Source organism: Micromonospora salmantinae (genome assembly GCF_022230905.1).
Taxonomy (GTDB): domain Bacteria; phylum Actinomycetota; class Actinomycetes; order Mycobacteriales; family Micromonosporaceae; genus Micromonospora; species Micromonospora salmantinae.
Genome location: NZ_JAKKFG010000001.1, coordinates 23,489 through 42,997, shown reverse-complemented (window position 1 = coordinate 42,997; position 19,509 = coordinate 23,489). Strand labels below are relative to the sequence as shown.

Here is a 19,509-nt window from a genome sequence, read left to right as displayed (position 1 = left end):
GCATGAGCGACGAGGATCTGTGGCGGGTGCTGCGCGGCATCGCCGACATGCCGTACGGAGCGGGGCAGATCGCCGCGCTGGAGCAGTTGCTGCGTCGGGTGGACGCCGCCGACGATCGGCACCTTGCGTTTGTCACCCGGATGCAGGCCACCACCGGCTACATCTACGGCGGTGAGCCGGCCAAGTCCTTCGTGACCTTCTCCTGGTGCCTGTCCGAGTTCGACAGTGACCCGCAGCCGTACCACCAGCGTCACCTGCACAACCTGCTCTGGCACTTCAAGTACATGATCAACGGCCTGCTGAACTTCCCGGAGGTGCCGCTCGACCGCACGTACGCCGTGCTGGACGACATGGAACGCCGCTACCGGGCCGGCGGGCACAGCCTGCAGGCCGTGCACAAGCACCGGTTCCGGGTCGCCGACCACGTGGGCGACGTCGAGGCAGCGGCGCACTGGTACCGGCTCTGGCAGACCACCCCGCGCGACGGCCTGTCCGACTGCGCCGGTTGCGACCCCACGAGCCAGGTGGGCTACCTCGCCGACACCGGGCGGGACGTGGCGGCGGTGGAGCTGGCCGAGCCGGTGCTCGCCGGCCGGCTCAACTGCAACGAGCAGCCGCAGTCGATCCTCACCGCGCTGCTCCTGCCGTACCTGCGGACCGGGCGGACCGAGGAGGCGCGGGACGCGCACCGGGAGGCGTACCGCCGGCTGCGCGGCAACCTCGCCAACCTGTGGGACATCGCGGACCACGTCGAGTTCTGCACGCTGACCGGCAACGAGGCACGGGCGATCGAGCTGGTCGAGCGGCACCTGGACTGGCTGGACCGGCCGCCGTCGCCGGCCGCCGCCATGCACTTCGCGGCGGCGGCTTCCGCCGCGCTGCGTCAGGCCGGCCCGTCGACCGTGTACCGCCGGGCCGCCGAGGGCCGGCCGGCCGCCGAGGTGTCGGCGGCGTCGTTGGCGGACGAGCTGGCCGAGACCGCGACCGGTCTGGCCGCCCGCTTCGACGCCCGTAACGGCACGAGCCACCAGTCGGAGTGGATCGCCAGTCGGCTGGCCGTGCAGGCGAGCGGGGAGCATGTGCCGCTGTCCGCGAGCGTCCGCCGCCGCCCGGCCCGTCCGACCCGTCCGGTCGGGGAGGAGCCCGGCGCACCAGCGTCGTCCACCGAGCGCGCCGAGCGAGGGCGAGGCGGTAAGGGTGAACGACCCGCCGTGACCGTGCCCGCCGACGCCGACCCGGACGATCTGCTGGACCTCGCCGAGCAGAGCTGGGGCCGGCACGACCGGGCCACCTTCCGGGCGGCACTCGTCGCCTTCGACGACCGGTTCGGCTCCGCCGAGCTGCCAGCCCGCACGTCCGCGCACCGGTTGGCGCTACGGGCGTCGGAGCGTGGCGACGAGGACGACATCGATGGTGCGATCACGCTGAATCGGGCGGCGTTGGAGCTGTACCGGGAGGCGGACGACGAGGTGGCCGCCCAGACGGTCGCCGGGCGGCTCGGCGTGTTGTTGACCCGGTCCGACGAGGACACCGAGGAGGGCCTGCTGCTGGTCCGGGAGGCGGCCGACGTCCTGGACCGGCTCGGCGACGCCCAGCAGCGGGCGGCCGGACACGACCGGGTGGCGTTGGTGCTGCTGCACCGAGAGCGTTGGGCGGACGCGCTCGCCGCGCTCGACCGGGTACCGGCCGACGCGGGCGGCGATCGGCACCTGGCGGCCCGGATCGCACTGCACCGGGGGCACCTGCTGGAGCAGTTGGACCGCGTCGACGAGGCCCGCGCCGCCGTCGACGAGGCACGCCGGAGCGGCCGTGAGTTGGGTGTCGGCGAGGTGGTCACGGGCGCCTGCCTGGCGTACGCCAGGCTGGTCGACGACCCGGCGGACGCCGTGGCCGCCTGCGACGAGGCGTTGGAGGCGGCACCGGCGGACGCGGAGCTGCCGGTCCGCGTCACCCGTGCCCGGGCGTTGCTGTCGGCCGGCCGGGCACCGGACGCGGTGGACGACTTCGTCGAGGCGGTGACGCTGTGCGTGGAGCGGGGCGCCGAGGGGGACGCGTTCCTGCGGTGGGAGCTGGCCAACGCGTACCGGATGGTGGGCCGGCTCGCCGAGGCCGCCGAGGTCGCCGAGGAGGCCGTGCTCGGCCTGGATCGGCTCGGCGCCCAGGCGGAGGCCGACCGCTGTCGGCACCTGCTGGCCGGCGTCTACGCCGGACTTGGTGAGATCGATCCCGCGTTGGCCCTGTTGGAGCAGTTGGCCAGCAATCTGGACGGACCGGACAACCTCCCGCACCGGGCACAGGTGCTGGAGGAGGCCGGCGGGATCCTCTACGACGCCGACCGGGACGCGGCGGCGGGCGAGCGGTTCGCCGCCGCGGCTGAGGCGTACCGGCTCGGTGACCTGCCGCTGGACGAGCTGCGTGCTCGCCGGCGGGAGACGTACGCCTGGTTCTGGGCCGACGACCGGGACGCGGCGTCGCGCGCCGTCGAGGTGGTGGACGGGTTGGCGGCGAAGCTGGCCGGGCAGGCCGAACCGCCGGTGCTGTACGAGCTGGCGATGGCGGCCGAGGCCGGAGCGCGAGTGCTCACCGGGGAGGAGCGACTGGACGAGGCCCTGGGCCGGCTCACCGGAGTGCCGGACCGGTTGCGCTCGATCGAGGCGTTCGGCGAGGCCGCCCAGGTGGAGGCCCTGATCGGTGAGTTGCTGCTGCGCCTGGACCGGCCGGCCGAGGCGGAGCCGCTGCTGCGCCGCGTACTCGGTGGGTTGCCGGCCGCGTCGCGGCAGGTCCGCCAGACGGCCTGGCTGCTGGCGCGGGCGCTGGATCTGCTCGATCGGCCCGCGGAAGCCGCAGCGCTGCGCGCGGAGCACGACCTGGACGAGGACGACTGACCTCGGTGGCCGCCCCTGGCCAGGTCAGGGGCGGCCGGGCCCGGGGCGGACGGAACTGACCGGCAACCATCGTGGGCTCCTCGCGGTCTAGGCTTGCCCGGTGACGGTGGAGCAGCAGGCACGGGGTGCGGCGGGTGCGGGCCGGCGCAGGTCCCGCAAGGACGAGATCCTGGAGATCGCGGTAGGTCTGTTCGCGGCGCGTGGTTATCACGGCGTGTCGATGGACGACATCGGCGCGGCCGCCGGGGTCACCGGTCCGGCGCTCTACCACCACTTCGCCGGCAAGGAAGCCATGCTGGCCGCCGCGCTGATTCCGGTCAGTGAGGGGTTGCTGGCCGGTGGGCGGGAACGCGCCGCCGGGCGGTCGGACGACCCGCGTGGCGTGTTGGAGTCGCTGATCGACTTCCACGTCGAGTTCGCGCTGGCCAACCCGGCGGTGATCGCGTTGCACCTGCACGAGCTGGACCGCCTGCCCGAGGAGCCGCGGCGCCGGATTCGTCGCCTGCAGCGGATGTACGTCGAGGAGTGGGTGACAGTGCTCACCGCGCTGCACCCGGGGATGCCCGACGGTGAGGCGCGGGTGCTCGCGCACGCCGCGTTCGGCCTGATGAACTCGACGCCGTTCCTCGGTGGTGAGGTGGACCGGCGACGCCGCGCCGAGCTGCTGCGCGGCGCGACCCTGGCCGCGCTGCTCGCCTGAGCCGACTCGTCAGAACCGTGCCGGTCATGATTCCCTGACATCGTCCCACCATCCGGACGCCGGGAGGAAACATGATCGAGTCACTGCTGGTCGCCAATCGGGGCGAGATCGCCCGCCGGATCATCCGGACCGCGAAGCGGCTCGGCATCCGCGTGATCGCTGTGCACTCGGAGGCCGACGCCGACCTGCCGTTCGTCGCGGAGGCGGACGAGGCGGTCCTCATCGGCCCACCGAACCCGGCGCTGAGCTACCGCAACACCGAGGCGATCCTCGCCGCCGCGAAGTCGACGGGCGCGCAGGCCATCCACCCCGGGTACGGCTTCCTGTCGGAGAACGCCGAGTTCGCCCGTACCGTCGAGGCGAGCGGCCTGATCTGGGTCGGACCCGACGCGGACGCGATCACCGCGATGGGCGACAAGATCAACGCCCGGAACCTGATGGCGGCGGCCGGTGTTCCGGTCGCGCCCGGCACCACCGACCCGGCCGCCGACCTGGACGCCGCCGTGACGGCCGCGGCCGAGATCGGCTACCCGGTGATGGTCAAGGCCGCCGCCGGCGGTGGCGGCATGGGCATGGGCGTGGCGGTCGACGAGGCCGCGCTGCGCACCGAGTACGACAAGGTGCGCGCGTTCGCCGAGCGGATGTTCGGCGACGGTTCGGTGTTGATCGAGCGGTACTTTCCCCGGGTACGGCACGTCGAGGTGCAGATCCTCGGCCTGGCCGACGGCCGGGTGGTGGCGCTCGGCGAGCGGGAGTGCTCGGTGCAGCGGCGCAACCAGAAGCTGGTCGAGGAGTGCCCGTCGCCGGCGGTCTCGCCGGAGCTGCGATCCCGGCTCCTGGCGGCGGCGGTGCGGGCCGGCGAGGCGGTCGGCTATCGCAACGCCGGCACCGTGGAGTGTCTGCTCGACGCAGCCACCGGCGAGTTCTTCTTTCTGGAGATGAACACGCGGTTGCAGGTGGAGCACCCGGTGACCGAGTACGTCTACGGCATCGACCTGGTCGAGGAGCAGTTGCGGGTGGCCTCCGGGTTGGCGCCGACGTTCGACCCGGACGCGTTGACCCCACGTGGCCACGCCGTCGAGATGCGGATCAACGCGGAGGACCCGAAGCGCTTCCTGCCCGGCCCGGGTGTGATCAGGACGTGGGTGGAGCCGACGGGCGAGGGCGTCCGGGTGGACTCCGGCTACACCGAGGGCAACACCGTCACCCCGTTCTACGACAGCCTGCTGGCCAAGCTGATCGTCAGCGGCGCGACCCGCGACGAGGCGCTCGATCGCGCAAAGGCAGCCGTCGCCGCCTTCCAGATCGAGGGTCCGAAGAACAACGTCCCCTTCTTCGCCGAGCTGCTGACCAACGACGAGTTCCTCTCCGGCGCCTACGACACGGGAATCGTCTCCCGCATGCGCTAACGCCCCCGACCCCACTTCGGTGATCAAGAGGTTTCCGTCAGGATTCGCGCCGCGGATGACGCAAACCTCTTGATCAACAGTGGGGTGGCATGCTGGGAGGACCCCCTAAGCACTGCTTTCGTCACAGTGAGGTGACCCCTTATGGCGGACCTGCCGAGTTTCGTCTCGATCCGTGAGGTTGGGCCGCGGGACGGGTTGCAGAACGAGGACCCGATCCCGACCGACGCCAAGGTGCGGCTGCTCGACGCTCTCTCCGGCACCGGCGTACGCCGAATCGAGGCGGTGTCGTTCGTGCACCCCAGGGCGATCCCGCAGATGGCCGACGCCGACGAGGTGTGGCAGCGGGCGGTGAAGGCCGACGGAGTGCGGTACTCCGCGCTGGTGCCGAACACCCGGGGCGCCCAGCGGGCCCTCGCCGCCGGATTCACCGAGATCGAGGTGGTGGTCTCGGCCAGCGACACCCACAACCGGCGCAACGTCAACCGGTCCACCGACGAGTCGCTGGACGACATCGCCGAGCTGATCGACCTGCTGCACGGTGCGTCGGCGCGGGTCGAGGTGATCGTGGCGACCAGCTTCGGCTGCCCGTACGAGGGGGACATCGACCCGCAGCGGGTGGCCGCGATCGTGGACCGGGTCGTCCGCGACGGCGCGGACCGGGTCGCCTTCGGCGACACCACCGGCATGGGCACCCCGCGTCGGGTCCGCGAGTTGCTGACCGCGGTACGCGACAGCAACGCGCACGTGCCGGTCCTGCTGCACTTCCACAACACCCGGGGTACGGCGCTGGCCAACCTGCTGACCGCGTTGGAGCTGGGGGTGACCGAGTTCGACGCCAGCGTCGGTGGCCTCGGTGGCTGCCCGTACGCGCCGGGAGCGAGCGGCAACCTGGCCACCGAGGAGGCCGTGCACATGCTGCACGACATGGGCATCGACACCGGCATCGACCTGCCGGCGCTCATCGAGGTGGCGGAGTTGGCCGAGGAGTTGCTCGGCAAGAAGCTGCCGTCCGGTGTGCTGCGGGCTGGTCCGCGTACCCGGCTGACGCCGCTGCCGAGCTGAGGACGCGACGAAGGGGCCGGCGCACCCGCCGGCCCCTTCCACGTGCCAGGTCGATCAGCTCACTGAGGTGAGCGCGCCCGGCCAGCTGTCGCGGAAGATGTCCGCGCTGCGGTCGGTGGCGCTGAACGTGCCGGCGAAGAGGTTGCTGACCCGGTTCGCCTCGGCGGTGCTCGGGTAGGCGTTGGTGCAGCTGGTGCCGGCGCTGCCGCCGGACATCAGCAGCGCGCAGTTTCCGTTGTAGTTGTCCGGCAGGCCGAGGATGTGCCCGATCTCATGGGTCATGATCCGCAGCACGCTGTACTGGGCGGCCTGCTGGGTGTCGATGTAGACCCGGCCGTTGCCGAGGCTGGTCCGCACGGCGTACGAGCCGCCGCCGGTGATCCGGTAGATGCGCAGGTTGGAGCCGCAGTTGGCGGAGAGCGTCAGGTTGACTGTGGCGTTGTTCCAGATCGAGGCGGCCTGGTTGGCGACGCTGGCGTAGCTTCCGGCCTGGCTGGTGTTGTAGCAGATGGTCATGGCGGCGGACGCGGGCGACGGGTTGGCGACCGTGATGCCGAGGGTGGCGAGTGTCGTCGCGAGCAACGCGACGGCGAGCCGATTGAGTCGTGAGGTCATCGCTGACTCCGATCTGGGAGGAGGGGTGCCAGGAGCCTAGCGATATGTATTCACGTTTTTCAATGTCTTGCTCTCGGCTTCACTGTCTGGTTCGCTCGTAGGTCGCCGACAACCTCGCCGATGCGCTAGCCTAACGATCGTTCAGGTCAGTATGGCGGAGGAGTCGGCGTGACGCTCGACGGTGAGGCACTGGAGCAGCTGCGCAAGCGGGCCCGGTCCGGCGGCGCGGACAAGTACCACGCGGCCAACGCGGCCAAGGGCAAGCTCTTCGCCCGTGAACGGGTCGCGCTCCTGGTCGACGAGGGCTCGTTCGTCGAGGACGGCCTCTACGCCAACACGATGGCCGAGGGGCTGCCCGCCGACGGCGTGGTGACCGGCACCGCCACCATCGACGGCCGACAGGTCTGCCTGATGGCCAACGACTCCACAGTCAAGGCCGGCAGCTGGGGCGCCCGCACCGTCGAGAAGATCATCAGGATCATCGAGCGGGCGTACGGCGCCGGCGTGCCGATGGTCTACCTGGTCGACTCGGCCGGCGCCCGGATCACCGACCAGGTCGATCTCTTCCCCGGCCGGCGTGGCGCCGGCAAGATCTTCTGGAACCAGGTCCGCGCCTCGGGCTCGATCCCGCAGGTCTGTGCGCTGTTCGGCCCGAGCGCCGCCGGTGGGGCGTACATCCCGGCGTTCTGCGACGTGGTGGCGCTGGTCGACGGCAACGCCAGCATGTACCTCGGCTCCGACCGGATGGTCGAGATGGTCACCGGCGAGAAGACCACCCTGGAGGCGATGGGCGGGGCGAAGGTGCACACCGCCGAATCCGGCGTGGGGCACTTCCTCTGCAAGACCGAGGCCGACGCGCTCGACGTCGTGAAGACCTACCTGTCGTACCTGCCGGCGAACTGGACGCAGGGGCCGCCGACCGCACCGGCGGTCGCCGCGCCCGCGAAGGCCGACCTGGCCGCCCTGGTGCCGGCCAGTGAGCGGCAGGCGTTCGACATGCGGCGGTACGTCAAGGGCCTGCTCGACGAGGGTTCCTTCTTCGAGATCCAGGCGCTCTGGGCCAAGGAGTTGACCATCGGCTTCGGCCGTCTCGACGGTCAGGTCGTCGGCGTGGTCGGCAACAACTCGATGTTCAAGGGCGGCGTGCTCTTCGTCGACTCGGCCGACAAGGCCACCCGGTTCGTGCAGCTCTGCGACGCGTTCAACGTGCCGCTGCTGTTCCTCAGCGACGTGCCCGGCTTCATGGTCGGCAGCGCCGTGGAGAAGCAGGGCATCATCCGGCACGGCGCCAAGATGATCACCGCGATCTCCGAGGCGACAGTGCCGAAGATCTGCGTCGTGGTCCGCAAGGCGTACGGCGCCGGTCTCTACGCGATGGCCGGCCCCGGGTTCGAGCCGGACGCGACGATCGCACTGCCGACCGCGAAGATCGCCGTGATGGGCGCCGAGGCTGCCGTGAACGCGGTCTACGCCAACAAGATCGCCGCCATTGCGGACGAGGACGAGCGGGCGGCCTTCGTCGCCGCCAAGCGGGCCGAGTACGAGCAGGACATCGACGTCGTCCGGCTGGCCAGCGAGCTGGTGGTGGACGCCATCGTCGAGCCGCACGACCTGCGCACCGAGCTGGTCCGTCGATTCGCGGCGGCGCGTACCAAGGATCGGCACTTCTCCCGCCGTCGGCACGGCGTCACCCCGGTCTGATCATCGGCTCAGGCCCGCACAGCGACCCGCCCCCGGCGTCACGAGCGCCGAGGCGGACCGTCCTTACAGGAGGATGAGATGGACTTCCGGCTCACCGACGAACAAGCGGCGCTGCGCGAGAGCGTGCGGGAATTCGCCCGCGAGGTGATCGCCCCGGTCATCGCCGAGCACTACGAGCAGCACACCTTCCCCTACGAGGTGATCCGGCAGATGGGCAAGATGGGCCTGTTCGGTCTGCCCTTCGCCGAGGAGCACGGCGGCATGGGCGGCGACTACTTCGCGCTCTGCCTGGCCCTGGAGGAGTTGGCCCGGGTCGATTCCAGCGTGGCCATCACGTTGGAGGCGGCGGTCTCACTGGGCGCGATGCCGATCTACCGTTTCGGCACCGAGGAGCAGAAGGCGACCTGGCTGCCCCGGCTGCTCAGCGGCGAGGCGCTGGCCGGCTTCGGTCTCACCGAGCCGGGCACCGGCTCGGACGCCGCCGGCACGCAGACCCGGGCGGTGCTGGACGGCGACGAGTGGGTGATCAACGGGTCGAAGGCGTTCATCACCAACTCGGGGACCGACATCACGGCCATGGTCACTGTCACAGCGGTGACCGGCACGAACCCGGACGGCTCCAAGGAGTTGTCGGCGATCATCGTGCCGACCGGCACGCCCGGGTTCGCCGTCGCGCCCGGATATTCCAAGGTGGGCTGGACCGCCTCGGACACCCACGAGCTGACCTTCGACGACTGCCGGGTGCCGGCCGCCAACCTGCTGGGCGCCCGGGGTCGGGGTTTCGCGCAGTTCCTGCGGATCCTCGACGAGGGCCGGATCGCCATCGCCGCGCTCGCCGTCGGCCTCGCGCAGGGCTGTGTCGACGAGTCGATCAAGTATGCGAAGGAGCGGCACGCCTTCGGCCAGCCGATCGGCGCCAACCAGGCCATCCAGTTCAAGATCGCCGACATGGAGCTGAAGGCACACACCGCTCGCCTGGCGTACTACGACGCCGCCGCACGGATGCTGGCCGGCGAGCCGTTCAAGCGGCAGGCGGCCATCGCCAAACTGCACGCCAGCACGATCGCTGTGGACAATGCCCGGGAGGCCACCCAGATCCACGGCGGGTACGGCTTCATGAACGAGTACCCGGTGGCCCGGTTCTGGCGAGACTCCAAGATCCTGGAGATCGGCGAGGGCACGAGTGAGGTGCAGCGCATGATCATCGCTCGGGATCTGGGCCTCTGAGTGGCCCAGCCGAACTGATCGGCCGGTCGTCCCGGACGGACTGTCCGTACGGCTGTCGGATTTCGGCGAGCGGGCGTCAGTAGCCCGACGTTCGACTGCCGACGGTCGGAGTCCATCCGTACTCTTCGTGCCCATGACTCCGGATCATGACTGGTCGCGGAGCCCGGCCGGACGTACCACTCTGCCGGAGCTGCTCCGCGGGCATCGACGCGCCGCCGGCCTCACCCAGGCCGAGCTGGCGTCCCGGGCCGGGGTGGGTGTGCGGACGGTGCGTGACCTGGAGCGTGGCCGGTCGATCCGCCCACAACGCACCACTGTCGAGCTGCTCGCCGGGGCGCTGGCGCTGACCGGCACCAGCCGGGCGGTGTTCCTGGCCGCGGCCCGCGGTGCCGGTGCCGAAGCGGCCTCGCCGGACGCCACCTCGACGGCGTTCGCGGTCGGCGGCAACGCCACGTCGGCGGCCGCACCCGCCGACCCGTCGGTCGCGCTCCCGCCGCCGGTCGCGTTGATCGGCCGGGAGCGCGACCTCACCGAGCTGGCCGGGATGCTGACCGCGGAGCGAGGGCCCCGGTTGGTGAGCCTCGTCGGGTTGGCCGGCGTCGGCAAGACCGCCCTGGCGACGTCGGTGGCGCACCTGGTGGCCGCCGCCCACCCGGCCGGTGTCGCCGGGGTGCTGGTGGGCGAGGGCGCGGACGGTCCGGACGTGCTCGCCGCATCGATGTCAGTGCTCGGCGTGGCGCGCCTGCCCGAACTCGTGGCGTTGCTCGCCGGGCGGCCGACGCTGCTGGTGATGGACGCGGTGGAGCGCGCCCCGGGCCCGGTGGCCGCGACAGTGCACCGGTTGCTCGGCGCACTGCCCTCGCTGCGGGTGCTGGTCACCGGGCGACACCCGGTCGGGTTGCCAGGCGAGCGGGTCTGGCCGGTCGCGCCGCTCGACGTGCCACCACCGGAGGCCGAGCACTCCGGACTCGAATCGTGGCCGGCGGTCGCGTTGTTCACCGCCCGGCTCGCCCAGGTCCGCCGTGAGCCACCCACCCCCGTCGAGCTGCCCGCGCTCGCCGCGTTGGTGCGCCGGTTGGGCGGGCTGCCGTTGGCCATCGAGCTGATGGCCGCCCGGGGCCGTCTCCTCGACCTCACCGAACTGCTCGACCGGTACGGCGACCGGGTGCTCGACCTGGCCACTCCCGCCGACGCGTCCGCCCACCCGGCCTGGGACGCACCGGAGGCTCTCGGCAGTCGGACGAGCGGACCCGACACCCGTGCGGCGGCCTCGGTCGCCGTCACCCTGCGGGACGCGGTGGCGTTCAGCTACCGCCTGTTGGCGTCGGACGAGCAGGCCGCGCTGCGGCAGCTGGCCGTCTTCGGTAACCGGTGGTCGGTCGAGTTGGCCGAGGAGATGCTCGCCGACGAGGCCGACCGGGACGGCGCGGTGGCGATCGACCCGGTTCCACTGTTGGACCGCTTCGTCGAGTTGGGGCTGCTGAGCGTACGCGGCACCGGGTCGTTCCGGTTCCGGCTGCTCGACGCGGTCCGTGACTACGCCGTCGAGCAGGCGGCCGGTGGAGGTGAGCTGACCTGTATCCGGCGTCGACACGCGGAGGTCATCGCGCGCCTGGTGGCCCGTACCGCCAGCGACCTGATCGGCCCACGGCTACCCGACGCGGTGCACCGGCTGGACGAGATGAGCAGTGACATCAGCTCGTCGTTGGCCCACGCGGCTACCGACGACCCGTTGACAGCGCTACGGCTGGCGGCCTGTCTGACCCGCTGGTGGCGGTTCCGCGGACGCGACGTCGCCGGGCGGCAGTGGCTGCGGCGGCTGCTGGCGGACCCGCGGACCGCCGACGCCGATCCTCTTCTGCGTGGCTGGGCCGCACTCGGGGTCGCCCGGCTGGCGACGGAGCACGGCGCGGGTGCCGAGGAGTTGTCGACGGCCCGTGCGGCGTTGGACACCTTCCGGCAGGCCGGCGACGTCACGGGGGAGTTGGAGGCGCGAAACGTGCTCGGCACCCTGCTGATCTCCGTGGGGCGGCAGGACGAGGCTCGCGAGCAGGCCGAGGCGCTGCTGCGGTTGGCAGCCCGCAACGGGCGGACCCGGGACCTGGCGGTGGCCCAGAACAGCCTCGCCTGGCACGAGATCCGCGCGGGCGATCTGGCCGCGGCCCGCCGCCGGCTCGCCGCGGTGGACCGACTCGCCGCCGAGAGTGGGGAGCAGCGACTGCGGGTGCTGGGCTGGGCCAATCGAGCCGAGGTCGCCCGACTGGAGGGCTGGTACGCGGACGCCATCGATCGTGGCCGGCGGGCGATCGCGGCCCTGTCCGAGCTGGGTGATCCCGGGCGTCGCCGTCGGGTACTCGGGACCGTCGGGCTGGCGCTCGCCCAGGACGGGCGGGCCGCGGAGGCGACCGAGGTGCTGACCGAGTTGCGCGCCGGGGGCATGGAGGCCCTGCCGGCGCGGCCGGCCGTCCCGCGACCGCGCTCGGACGACGCGGCGCTGGCCTGGGGTGGCCCGGAGGCCGGGCTCTGTGCGCTGATCGAGGGGAACCTGGCGCTGCACCGGGGCGACCGGGAGTTGGCTGCCGAGTGGTTCGCGGCCGCCGCCGACCATGCGGGGCAGGATCGCCGCGACGTGGTGGAGGCGCTGGTCGGGCTGGCTGCGAGCACCGCGGACCCGTCGGTGCTCGATCGACTGGACCGGGTCTGTGTGGAGGGCGGCATCCGGCTGTTGCCGCAGGAGTCGGGCCTGCTCTACGCGCTGATCGCCGCCCGGGGCGGACCGGCTCGGTAGCCTGCGCTTTCTCCGAGTCGATCGCGACGGGAGAGTGGCGCGGACGAAGAGCCCCCTTGGTGCTACCCCTCGCTGATCGCCCGCGCCGTCACCCCCCGGTGATCCCCGGTGCAGGAAGCCTGCCACCGATGCGGTGGCAGAAAGTCGGCTTGGACCGAATCCTCCAGCTTGGCTGGGTCAGTTCTGCCGGTCTTTCTGCCGCTGCCGCCGCCCGACGGCGGGTGCTGATCAGTGCCGTCGGGTGGCGTTGTCGGTGGCGGCGACCTGCTCCGGGCTGACGTCGTCACTGCCTGCGGTGGCGCACGGATGCGCGGCGTCGCGGACCCGCCGCAACCCGTCGAGGAGGGCCGCCAGCGCATCGGGGTCGAGCTGCCCGGTGAACCACTGCTCGATCATCTGCAGATGCCCGGGCAGCGTCTCGTTCAGACGTTGCATCCCGGCGGCGGTGACCACCGCGTACGAGCTGCGTCGGTCGTTCGGGCAGGCCCGGCGGGTGAGCAACCCGTCGCGCTCCATCCGGTCGACCACCCGGGTCACTCCGCTGGTCGACAGGGAGGTCTGTGCGGCGAGGTCGGTCATGCGTAGTTGGTTGCCCGGCGAGCGGGCCAGTCGGGTGATGACCTCGAACTCGACCGCGGAGAGGCCGTGTTCCTCGAGTTGGGCGTTGAACCGGGCTGACAGCCCGGCGTGTGCCTCGAAGAGCAGGCCGACGGCGGTGATCCGGGGATCGTCGAAGACGTTGGTCACCCGTTCATCATACCAGTGCTTGACACGGGGAATGTTGCAACAGTTATAGTTGCTCAAGCAGTCGTTGGGCTACTAAACAATCTCCTGGAGGACAGCACCATGACCAGCAGCATCGATGCGGTTACCCGCGACTGGGACAGCCTCACCATCCCGGCGGCCGGCACCTACGCGCTCGACGTGGCGCACAAGCGGGTCGGCTTCGTTGCCCGGCACATGATGGTGAGCAAGGTTCGCGGTGAGTTCAACGAGGCCACCGCCACCATCACCGTCGCCGAGGACCCGCTGCAGTCGTCGGTCGTCGCCACCATTCAGGCCGCCAGCGTCGACACCACCCAGGCCGACCGGGACGCTCACCTGCGCAGCCCCGAGTTCCTGGACGCCGAGAAGTTCCCGACGCTCGAGTTCCGCAGCACCGGGGTCAAGTCCCGTCGCGGCAGCGAGTTCGTGCTCACCGGTGAGCTGACCATCAAGGACGTCACCCGCCCGGTCGAGCTGGAGGTGGAGTTCGAGGGTGTCGGCCGCAGCCCGTTCGGCCAGGACATCTTCGGCTTCTCCGCGAGCACCGAGATCGACCGCGAGGAGTTCGGCCTGACCTGGAACGTCGCCCTGGAGACCGGGGGCGTGCTGGTCAGCCGCAAGATCAAGATCGAGATCGAGGGCGAGGCCGTCCGTCAGGCCTGATCCCCAGGGATCGCCGGAGGGTCAGGTGGGGGAATCCTCCCGGCGATCCGGTACGCAGGGCCCGCGCCGCACGTCGGCGCGGGCCCTGCGTCGTTCCCGCTGGTGGTAATTGTCACGGGTTGTTCGCACCGCAATCGGGTCCAGTCGGTCGACGACGGGGTACAGATGGCGCCACGAGCGCGTCCTCCCGGTCGACGTCGCATCACTGCCGTCGGCCTCTGGCCCCGGTCAGGTGGGCGCTCTTACCGTGGATGCTTCACAAAGCGCTTCCGGGACGGCATGATCCCGACCGCGCCGGCCGTCGGGAGGACACATGGGCAGGGACGTCTCAGAGGGCGCCTTCACCCGGGATGATCGCGTCCGATATCGGCAGAAGGTGCGGCGGTGCCTGGACGTCTTCGCCCTGATGCTTGACGACTTCGGCTTCGACGCCGACCGGCCGATGACCGGCCTGGAGATCGAACTCAACCTGGTCGACTCGGCCGCCGAGCCGGCGATGCGCAACGAGGAGATCCTCGCCGACATCGCGGACCCCCTCTTCCAGACCGAGTTGGGGCAGTTCAACCTGGAGCTCAACGCCGAGCCCCGACTGATCGAGGGCACCGGCTTCGCCGACTACGAGCACGACCTGCGCGGCAGCCTCTCCCGGGCCGACGAGCGCGCCGCCAGGTCCGACGCGAAGATCGTCCTGGTCGGCATCCTGCCCACCCTCACCGAGGGGCACCTGGTCGAGGACAACCTCTCCACCAACGAGCGTTACCGGGTGCTCAACGACCAGATCGTCGGCGCCCGGGGCGAGGACATCGAGCTGGACATTCGCGGCGTCGAGCAGTTGCGCACGCACACCGACTCGATCGCCCCCGAGGCCGCCTGCACGAGCCTCCAGTTCCACCTCCAGGTCGCCCCGGACAGCTTCGCCGACTACTGGAACGCGTCCCAGGCCATCGCCGGCGTGCAGGTGGCGGTCGGGGCGAACAGCCCCTTCCTGTACGGCCGCCAACTGTGGGCCGAAACGCGGATCGCGTTGTTCCAGCAGGCCACCGACACCCGCCCGGACGAGCTGAAGGCCCAGGGCGTACGGCCGCGGGTGTGGTTCGGCGAACGGTGGATCACCTCGATCTTCGACCTGTTCGAGGAGAACGTCCGGTACTTCCCGCCGCTGCTGCCGATCTGCGAGGACGAGGACCCGGTGGAGGTCCTGCACGCCGGTGGTGTGCCACAGCTCGGGGAGCTGCGGTTGCACAACGGCACCGTCTACCGCTGGAACCGTCCGGTCTACGACATCATGAACGACCGTCCCCACCTGCGGGTGGAGAACCGGGTGCTGCCGGCCGGTCCGACCGTGGTGGACATGCTGGCCAACGCGGCCTTCTACTTCGGGCTGGTACGCGGTCTGGCCGAGGCCGACCGACCGATCTGGAGTCAACTCACCTTCAGCTCCGCCGAGGAGAACTTCCACGCCGCCGCCCGACGTGGCCTCGACGCCGTGCTGCACTGGCCCGGGCTCGGCGACGTGCCGGTCACCAAGCTGGTCCTGGACCAGCTGCTGCCCACCGCCGCCACCGGCCTGGACGGTTTCGGTGTCGCCCCGGCGCAGCGGGACCGGCTGCTCGGCATCATCGAGCAGCGCTGCCGTACCGGCCGCAACGGCGCCGTCTGGCAGACCGAGGCGGTCTGGGCGGCGGAGCGGCACCAGGGCATGGACCGGACGGCCGCGCTACACCACATGGTCCAGCGCTACGCCGAACTCCAGCGCACCAACCAACCCGTCCACACCTGGCCAACCACCTGACCCCACCCACCCAAACCCCCACCCCGAACGCGTTGATCATGAAGTTATTGCCATGACACGCCGAGTGAGGTGGCAATAACTTCATGATCAACAGGTTGGTTCGGGGGGCCAGGGTGGGTTGGGGGTGGGGTGGGGGCTAGTCGGTGGTGGGGCGGGTGGGGCGGCGGGCTGCTCGGGTGCGCCGGCTGGTGGCGGTGAGGTCCGCTGCCGCTGTTGCTTCGGTGGGACGACCGGCCGGATCGGCGAGGTCCGGGTCCGTACGCGGGGCGGGAACCTGCGGCGCGGTGGTGACGTCGCCCGGCAGCGAGCCCGTCCGGGGCGTCTGCGCTGGGGCGTCGGCCCTCCTGCGCCGCGCTGCGGTTCCGGCCGTCGAGGCTGAGGTTGCGGCCGTCGGGCCGGGAACTGCCGGCGCGGGCTCGGTCTCGGCGACCGGGGCCGGGTCGGCCACCGTGTCCCGAGCGACCGCACTCGGCTCGGCCGAACGGCTCTGTTGGGCCGGGCGGTGCCGTTCGCCTCGCTCGCCGAGGCGGGCGGCCAGCACCGAGCCGCCGATACCGGCGATCACCGCGTACGGGGCGATCAGCTGGGTGGACAGCTGTGCGGGGCCCAGCGTCGACCAGTGCGGCAGGGTGGTCAGGTAGGCGAGCGCGACGAGCACCGGGCCCGCCGCGCCGGAGGCCGCCGCACACACGCGGTGCCCGCCCGAACGGGCGGACCGCCGGGCGGCCAGTACGCCGATCAGCAGCGCGGGCACCAGTGCCAGCAGCGCACCGGGCCAGTAGAGCTGGCCCCCGATCCAGTACCGGGCGTGGTCCGGGTCGAACTGCCAGGTGCCGAGTTGCGCGCCGGTCAGCCCTCGTCCGACGCGTACCCCGTCGATCACGGAGATCACCGCGAGCAGCCAGAGCCAGGCGGCCGTCGCTGTCACGTTGACCGCGGCGGCTCGGGAGCGAAGCGCCCAGATCGCGACGAGGACGCCGATCAGGATGCCCAGCGTCGCCTGTACGGCGGCCGTCCGTTGCGGAGCGCCGGTGTCCGCGCCGGTCGCGACCCGCGCGGGTACCGCGATCAGCAGCACCGTGACCAGCCCGCCCAGCCCGGCGCCAAGCGCCAGGGCCACCCGGCGCAGCAGGCCACCTCGGTCGTGGACCGGCGGCTCGGCGACCGGTGGTGGCGTGCCCGCCACCTCAGGCCGGCCGGTGTCGACGGCCGGTGAAGGCCCGTCGACCTGGCTCTCGTGCTCCGGCCTACGGTCGTCGAGCTGCTGGCCCTCGTGGCCGGCAACACCGTCGGGCGACGTTTCCGGAGAGGTCACGGTCTTCGCCGGGGCGCTCCGTTGGTGCAGCCGCTGCGCGCAGACCGCGCCGAGGACCGTCGAGCTGGCGGCGAGCCAGGTGGCCCAGGCGAGGCCGTCCGCCCAGGCTGTATCGGTCGCACCGGCATCGGTGGGCGTCCAGGTGATGACGCCGAGCCCGTAGCCGAAGCCCAGTTGTGCGGCACCTGCGCCGGCAGCGACCCCGATTGCCGTCGCGATCGACACTCCCCAGCCCTGTCTGGCCATGCCGGGCAGCGTAACGTCCCGTCGTCGGCGCGGCGAGTCGCAAAGACCCGCCGGTGTGGACCGCCGGTGCGGGCGGATTGGGCGGCGGGCGGTACGGTCGCCGGTGATGAGGCGGTGGGCGTAATGACGGACACGAACACGGGCCAGCAGAATGCCGCCGGTGGCGGTGCGGGCCGGGCCAGCGTCGTGCTCGGTGGTGGGTTGGCGGCGGTCCTGCTCGCCGCCGTGGGCGCGACCGGCGGCTGGTTGCTGGCCGGCGAGGACGACGCACCCTCTGGTGACCCGCTGGCCGTTGCGACCACGGCTGGCGCGTCGACCACCCGGGCCACCGCACCCCGACCGAGCAGCGGCCGGCCCACACCGTCGGCGGTCCAGACCTCCGCCACCTCGACCAAGGGGGCCGGCCTGACCGTGCCGCCGGTGATCGGCACCGACTTCGAGCAGGCCCGGGACACGCTGCGCAAGCAACGGCTGGGTTGGCGGCTGGTCTTCGGTGGCGGGGTCGGCCGTACGGTCGAGAGCACCACACCGGACGTGGGCACCGAGGTCGCCCGGGGGACGACGGTGCAGCTACAGGTCGCCGGGCCGGCGCCGGCCGCCGAGGTGCCGGACGTGGTCGGCAAGAGTTGCGCCGACGCCGCCGACGAGTTGGTCGACGAGGGCCTCTACCCGCGCTACCTCAGCGGACGTACTGGGAAGGTCAGCCGGCAGGAGCCCGCCGAGGACGGCCCGGCCCGGTGGAACGACCAGGTCAGCATCTGGTGTGGCTCCGACGGCCAGCCGACCACGAAACCCACGCCCTGATTCCGGGCCGGCGGGTTCGAGCCTCCCGGCCCGTACCCGCCGTTCTGTCCCGCCGACAGCCGGCGCGGCTCGGCACGCTGATCCCCACCCATGGCGGTGTGGGCGACTAGGTTGGCGGTCGAGGGCCATGACGCCCGTCCGGGTTCGGGAAAGGACGTGCGATGAGCGACGACCGCCAGGAGCCGCCCGCCGGCGAGCACGACGACGACCGGACCCGGCCCCTGCCCTCCGCCGCTGACCGGCCGGCCCCGACCGGGCCCGCCGCCGACCGTCCGGCCCCGCCCGGCCCCGCCGTCGACGGCCCTGAGCCGACGCAGCCGACGCCAGCCGCCGCCGACCCGGACGAGACGGCACCGATCGACCGGACTGTCCCGGCTCGTCCCGACCTGTCGCCCGACCAGACCATGCCGATCGACAGGTCCGCCGGCACCGGGCCGGGTCCGCCGGCCGACCGGACGGCGCCGATACCGCCAGCCTGGTCCGGTCGGGCCGAGGTGCGCTCGCCCCGACCGGATGACCCCGGCGGTGAGTGGTACGTCGAGGAGCAGGGCGGTCGGCGGTGGTGGTTGCCGATCCTCTGGGGCGTACTGGCGCTGTTGCTCGCGGCCCTGCTCGGGGGCGCGCTCTGGTTGGTGCGTGGCCAGCAGGAGGACGACCGCGACGATCCGGGGCCCACGCCGTCCCCGCCACCGACCAGTGCCCCCAGCACCCCGCCGACCAGTGCAGCCGCCACGTCGGCGGCGCCCACCAGTGAGTCGCCGAGCAGTTCGCCGACCACTGACGCGCCGGACGAGCTGCCGGTGCCACCGCTCGCCGGCCTGCCGCAGGCCACCGCCGAGGGGCTGTTGGCTCGGCTCGGCCTGGCCTACCGGGTGGTGTACCGCCCGTCGGAACTGCCACCCGGGACGGTGGTGGGCACCGAGCCGGAGGCGGGCACGTCGGTGTCGACCGACGACGAGGTGTTGTTGATCATCTCGCAGGCCGAGCCGCCGACCGGGGCGAGCCCGACCACGCCGAGCACTACTGTGACGAACACGCCGTGACCGCTGGTCACCACATCCGGCGGCGGGTGCCGACGAGACCGATGCCGGCCAGGGAGATGGCGAGGCCGAAGATGCCGGACCAGAAGAGGGAGCGGCGGATGTCCGTGGCGCTGTGTCCGGCCGGAGCGGCTTCGGTGAGTTCCTGGGGGCCGTCGGACTGGCCGCCGGCACCAAGGCCGGACACCGGCCCGGTCGGGTCGGCACCACCAGCGCGGTCGGCCGGGGTGCCGGTGTCGATCCAGCCAGGTTCCTCGTAGACCGACTGGCCGTCGCCGGTCGGTGGGTCGGAGTCGAGCACGGTGATCTCCGGTGCGGGCACCGGTGCGGTCAGCCGGGTGGACGACATCGCCGGGTCGCGGACGAGGACCAGGAGTGTCGCCATCGCCCCGAGGAGGGCGAGGAGTCCGAAGGCACAGGCGATACGGGAGCGGTGGTGCCGCCGCAGGGCGGGCTGATTGACCATGACCATCCCAGGGTCAGGGTCCTGGACGAGC

At 71.9% G+C, this 19,509-nt stretch carries 15 protein-coding genes; 11 read left to right on the top strand and 4 right to left on the bottom strand.

The annotated features are described in order from the left end of the window. The first annotated feature begins 2 nt into the window (after nt 1-2). The 4 genes from PSH03_RS00190 (at nt 3) to PSH03_RS00175 (ending at nt 6,056) form a co-directional block, all read left to right on the top strand. Nucleotides 3-2,885: a hypothetical protein gene (locus tag PSH03_RS00190; RefSeq protein WP_238687899.1), complete on the top strand. Its 2,883-nt coding sequence runs from the start codon at nt 3-5 to the stop codon at nt 2,883-2,885. 100 nt (nt 2,886-2,985) lie between these two features. Then, nucleotides 2,986-3,585, top strand: coding sequence for a TetR/AcrR family transcriptional regulator (locus tag PSH03_RS00185; protein WP_210782166.1), 600 nt, complete (start codon nt 2,986-2,988; stop codon nt 3,583-3,585). A 71-nt stretch (nt 3,586-3,656) separates the two neighbouring features. Beyond that, nucleotides 3,657-4,994, top strand: a complete 1,338-nt coding sequence (locus PSH03_RS00180; protein ID WP_238687898.1) for an acetyl-CoA carboxylase biotin carboxylase subunit — start codon at nt 3,657-3,659, stop codon at nt 4,992-4,994. Nucleotides 4,995-5,135: 141 nt separating this feature from the next. Beyond that, on the top strand, nt 5,136-6,056 hold the full coding sequence (locus PSH03_RS00175) for a hydroxymethylglutaryl-CoA lyase (protein ID WP_238687897.1): 921 nt from the start codon (nt 5,136-5,138) through the stop codon (nt 6,054-6,056). Nucleotides 6,057-6,110: 54 nt separating this feature from the next. Here the strand turns inward: PSH03_RS00175 and PSH03_RS00170 are convergent, their stop codons facing one another. Continuing rightward, nucleotides 6,111-6,671, bottom strand: a complete 561-nt coding sequence (locus PSH03_RS00170) for a snapalysin family zinc-dependent metalloprotease (protein ID WP_210782173.1) — start codon at nt 6,669-6,671, stop codon at nt 6,111-6,113. A gap of 168 nt (nt 6,672-6,839) precedes the next feature. Between PSH03_RS00170 and PSH03_RS00165 the strand changes: the two genes are divergently transcribed. The 3 genes from PSH03_RS00165 (at nt 6,840) to PSH03_RS00155 (ending at nt 12,387) form a co-directional block, all read left to right on the top strand. Beyond that, on the top strand, nt 6,840-8,372 hold the full coding sequence (locus PSH03_RS00165) for an acyl-CoA carboxylase subunit beta (RefSeq protein ID WP_210782174.1): 1,533 nt from the start codon (nt 6,840-6,842) through the stop codon (nt 8,370-8,372). 78 nt (nt 8,373-8,450) lie between these two features. Continuing rightward, nucleotides 8,451-9,599, top strand: coding sequence for an acyl-CoA dehydrogenase family protein (locus PSH03_RS00160; protein ID WP_210782176.1), 1,149 nt, complete (start codon nt 8,451-8,453; stop codon nt 9,597-9,599). A gap of 133 nt (nt 9,600-9,732) precedes the next feature. After that, complete coding sequence (locus PSH03_RS00155; RefSeq protein ID WP_210782178.1) at nt 9,733-12,387, top strand: ATP-binding protein; 2,655 nt, start codon at nt 9,733-9,735, stop codon at nt 12,385-12,387. A 228-nt stretch (nt 12,388-12,615) separates the two neighbouring features. Here PSH03_RS00155 and PSH03_RS00150 read toward each other — a convergent pair whose 3' ends face one another. Then, nucleotides 12,616-13,134 carry a MarR family winged helix-turn-helix transcriptional regulator gene (locus PSH03_RS00150; protein WP_210782180.1) on the bottom strand — a complete coding sequence of 173 codons (519 nt, stop codon included), beginning with the start codon at nt 13,132-13,134 and terminating at the stop codon, nt 12,616-12,618. Between the two features lie 99 nt (nt 13,135-13,233). Between PSH03_RS00150 and PSH03_RS00145 the strand changes: the two genes are divergently transcribed. Continuing rightward, entirely contained in the window at nt 13,234-13,815 is a 582-nt protein-coding gene (locus PSH03_RS00145) for a YceI family protein (protein WP_210782182.1), read from the top strand. 313 nt (nt 13,816-14,128) lie between these two features. Next, entirely contained in the window at nt 14,129-15,607 is a 1,479-nt protein-coding gene (locus PSH03_RS00140) for a glutamate-cysteine ligase family protein (RefSeq protein WP_210782184.1), read from the top strand. 136 nt (nt 15,608-15,743) lie between these two features. Here the strand turns inward: PSH03_RS00140 and PSH03_RS00135 are convergent, their stop codons facing one another. After that, on the bottom strand, nt 15,744-17,168 hold the full coding sequence (locus PSH03_RS00135) for a hypothetical protein (RefSeq protein WP_238687896.1): 1,425 nt from the start codon (nt 17,166-17,168) through the stop codon (nt 15,744-15,746). Nucleotides 17,169-17,291: 123 nt separating this feature from the next. Here PSH03_RS00135 and PSH03_RS00130 point away from each other — a divergent pair, with 123 nt between their 5' ends. Both PSH03_RS00130 and PSH03_RS00125 read left to right on the top strand, forming a co-directional pair. After that, nucleotides 17,292-17,972, top strand: a complete 681-nt coding sequence (locus PSH03_RS00130; protein ID WP_210783103.1) for a PASTA domain-containing protein — start codon at nt 17,292-17,294, stop codon at nt 17,970-17,972. Nucleotides 17,973-18,133: 161 nt separating this feature from the next. Next, the gene (locus PSH03_RS00125; RefSeq protein WP_238687895.1) at nt 18,134-19,015 is read left to right on the top strand and encodes a PASTA domain-containing protein; all 882 of its coding nucleotides are present in this window, start codon (nt 18,134-18,136) and stop codon (nt 19,013-19,015) included. A gap of 7 nt (nt 19,016-19,022) precedes the next feature. Here PSH03_RS00125 and PSH03_RS00120 read toward each other — a convergent pair whose 3' ends face one another. Then, entirely contained in the window at nt 19,023-19,478 is a 456-nt protein-coding gene (locus tag PSH03_RS00120) for a hypothetical protein (RefSeq protein WP_372494694.1), read from the bottom strand. Between the last annotated feature and the right edge of the window lie 31 nt (nt 19,479-19,509).

What these genes read in the sequence shown, in the direction of transcription:
- PSH03_RS00155 (WP_210782178.1), top strand. Translation starts at nt 9,733, where the DNA reads ATGACTCCGGATCATGACTGGTCGCGGAGCCCGGCCGGACGTACCACT.
- PSH03_RS00180 (WP_238687898.1), top strand. Translation starts at nt 3,657, where the DNA reads ATGATCGAGTCACTGCTGGTCGCCAATCGGGGCGAGATCGCCCGCCGG.
- PSH03_RS00125 (WP_238687895.1), top strand. Translation starts at nt 18,134, where the DNA reads ATGAGCGACGACCGCCAGGAGCCGCCCGCCGGCGAGCACGACGACGAC.
- PSH03_RS00130 (WP_210783103.1), top strand. Translation starts at nt 17,292, where the DNA reads ATGACGGACACGAACACGGGCCAGCAGAATGCCGCCGGTGGCGGTGCG.
- PSH03_RS00160 (WP_210782176.1), top strand. Translation starts at nt 8,451, where the DNA reads ATGGACTTCCGGCTCACCGACGAACAAGCGGCGCTGCGCGAGAGCGTG.
- PSH03_RS00135 (WP_238687896.1), bottom strand. Translation starts at nt 17,168, where the DNA reads ATGGCCAGACAGGGCTGGGGAGTGTCGATCGCGACGGCAATCGGGGTC.
- PSH03_RS00140 (WP_210782184.1), top strand. Translation starts at nt 14,129, where the DNA reads ATGGGCAGGGACGTCTCAGAGGGCGCCTTCACCCGGGATGATCGCGTC.
- PSH03_RS00170 (WP_210782173.1), bottom strand. Translation starts at nt 6,671, where the DNA reads ATGACCTCACGACTCAATCGGCTCGCCGTCGCGTTGCTCGCGACGACA.
- PSH03_RS00120 (WP_372494694.1), bottom strand. Translation starts at nt 19,478, where the DNA reads ATGGTCAATCAGCCCGCCCTGCGGCGGCACCACCGCTCCCGTATCGCC.
- PSH03_RS00190 (WP_238687899.1), top strand. Translation starts at nt 3, where the DNA reads ATGAGCGACGAGGATCTGTGGCGGGTGCTGCGCGGCATCGCCGACATG.
- PSH03_RS00175 (WP_238687897.1), top strand. Translation starts at nt 5,136, where the DNA reads ATGGCGGACCTGCCGAGTTTCGTCTCGATCCGTGAGGTTGGGCCGCGG.
- PSH03_RS00145 (WP_210782182.1), top strand. Translation starts at nt 13,234, where the DNA reads ATGACCAGCAGCATCGATGCGGTTACCCGCGACTGGGACAGCCTCACC.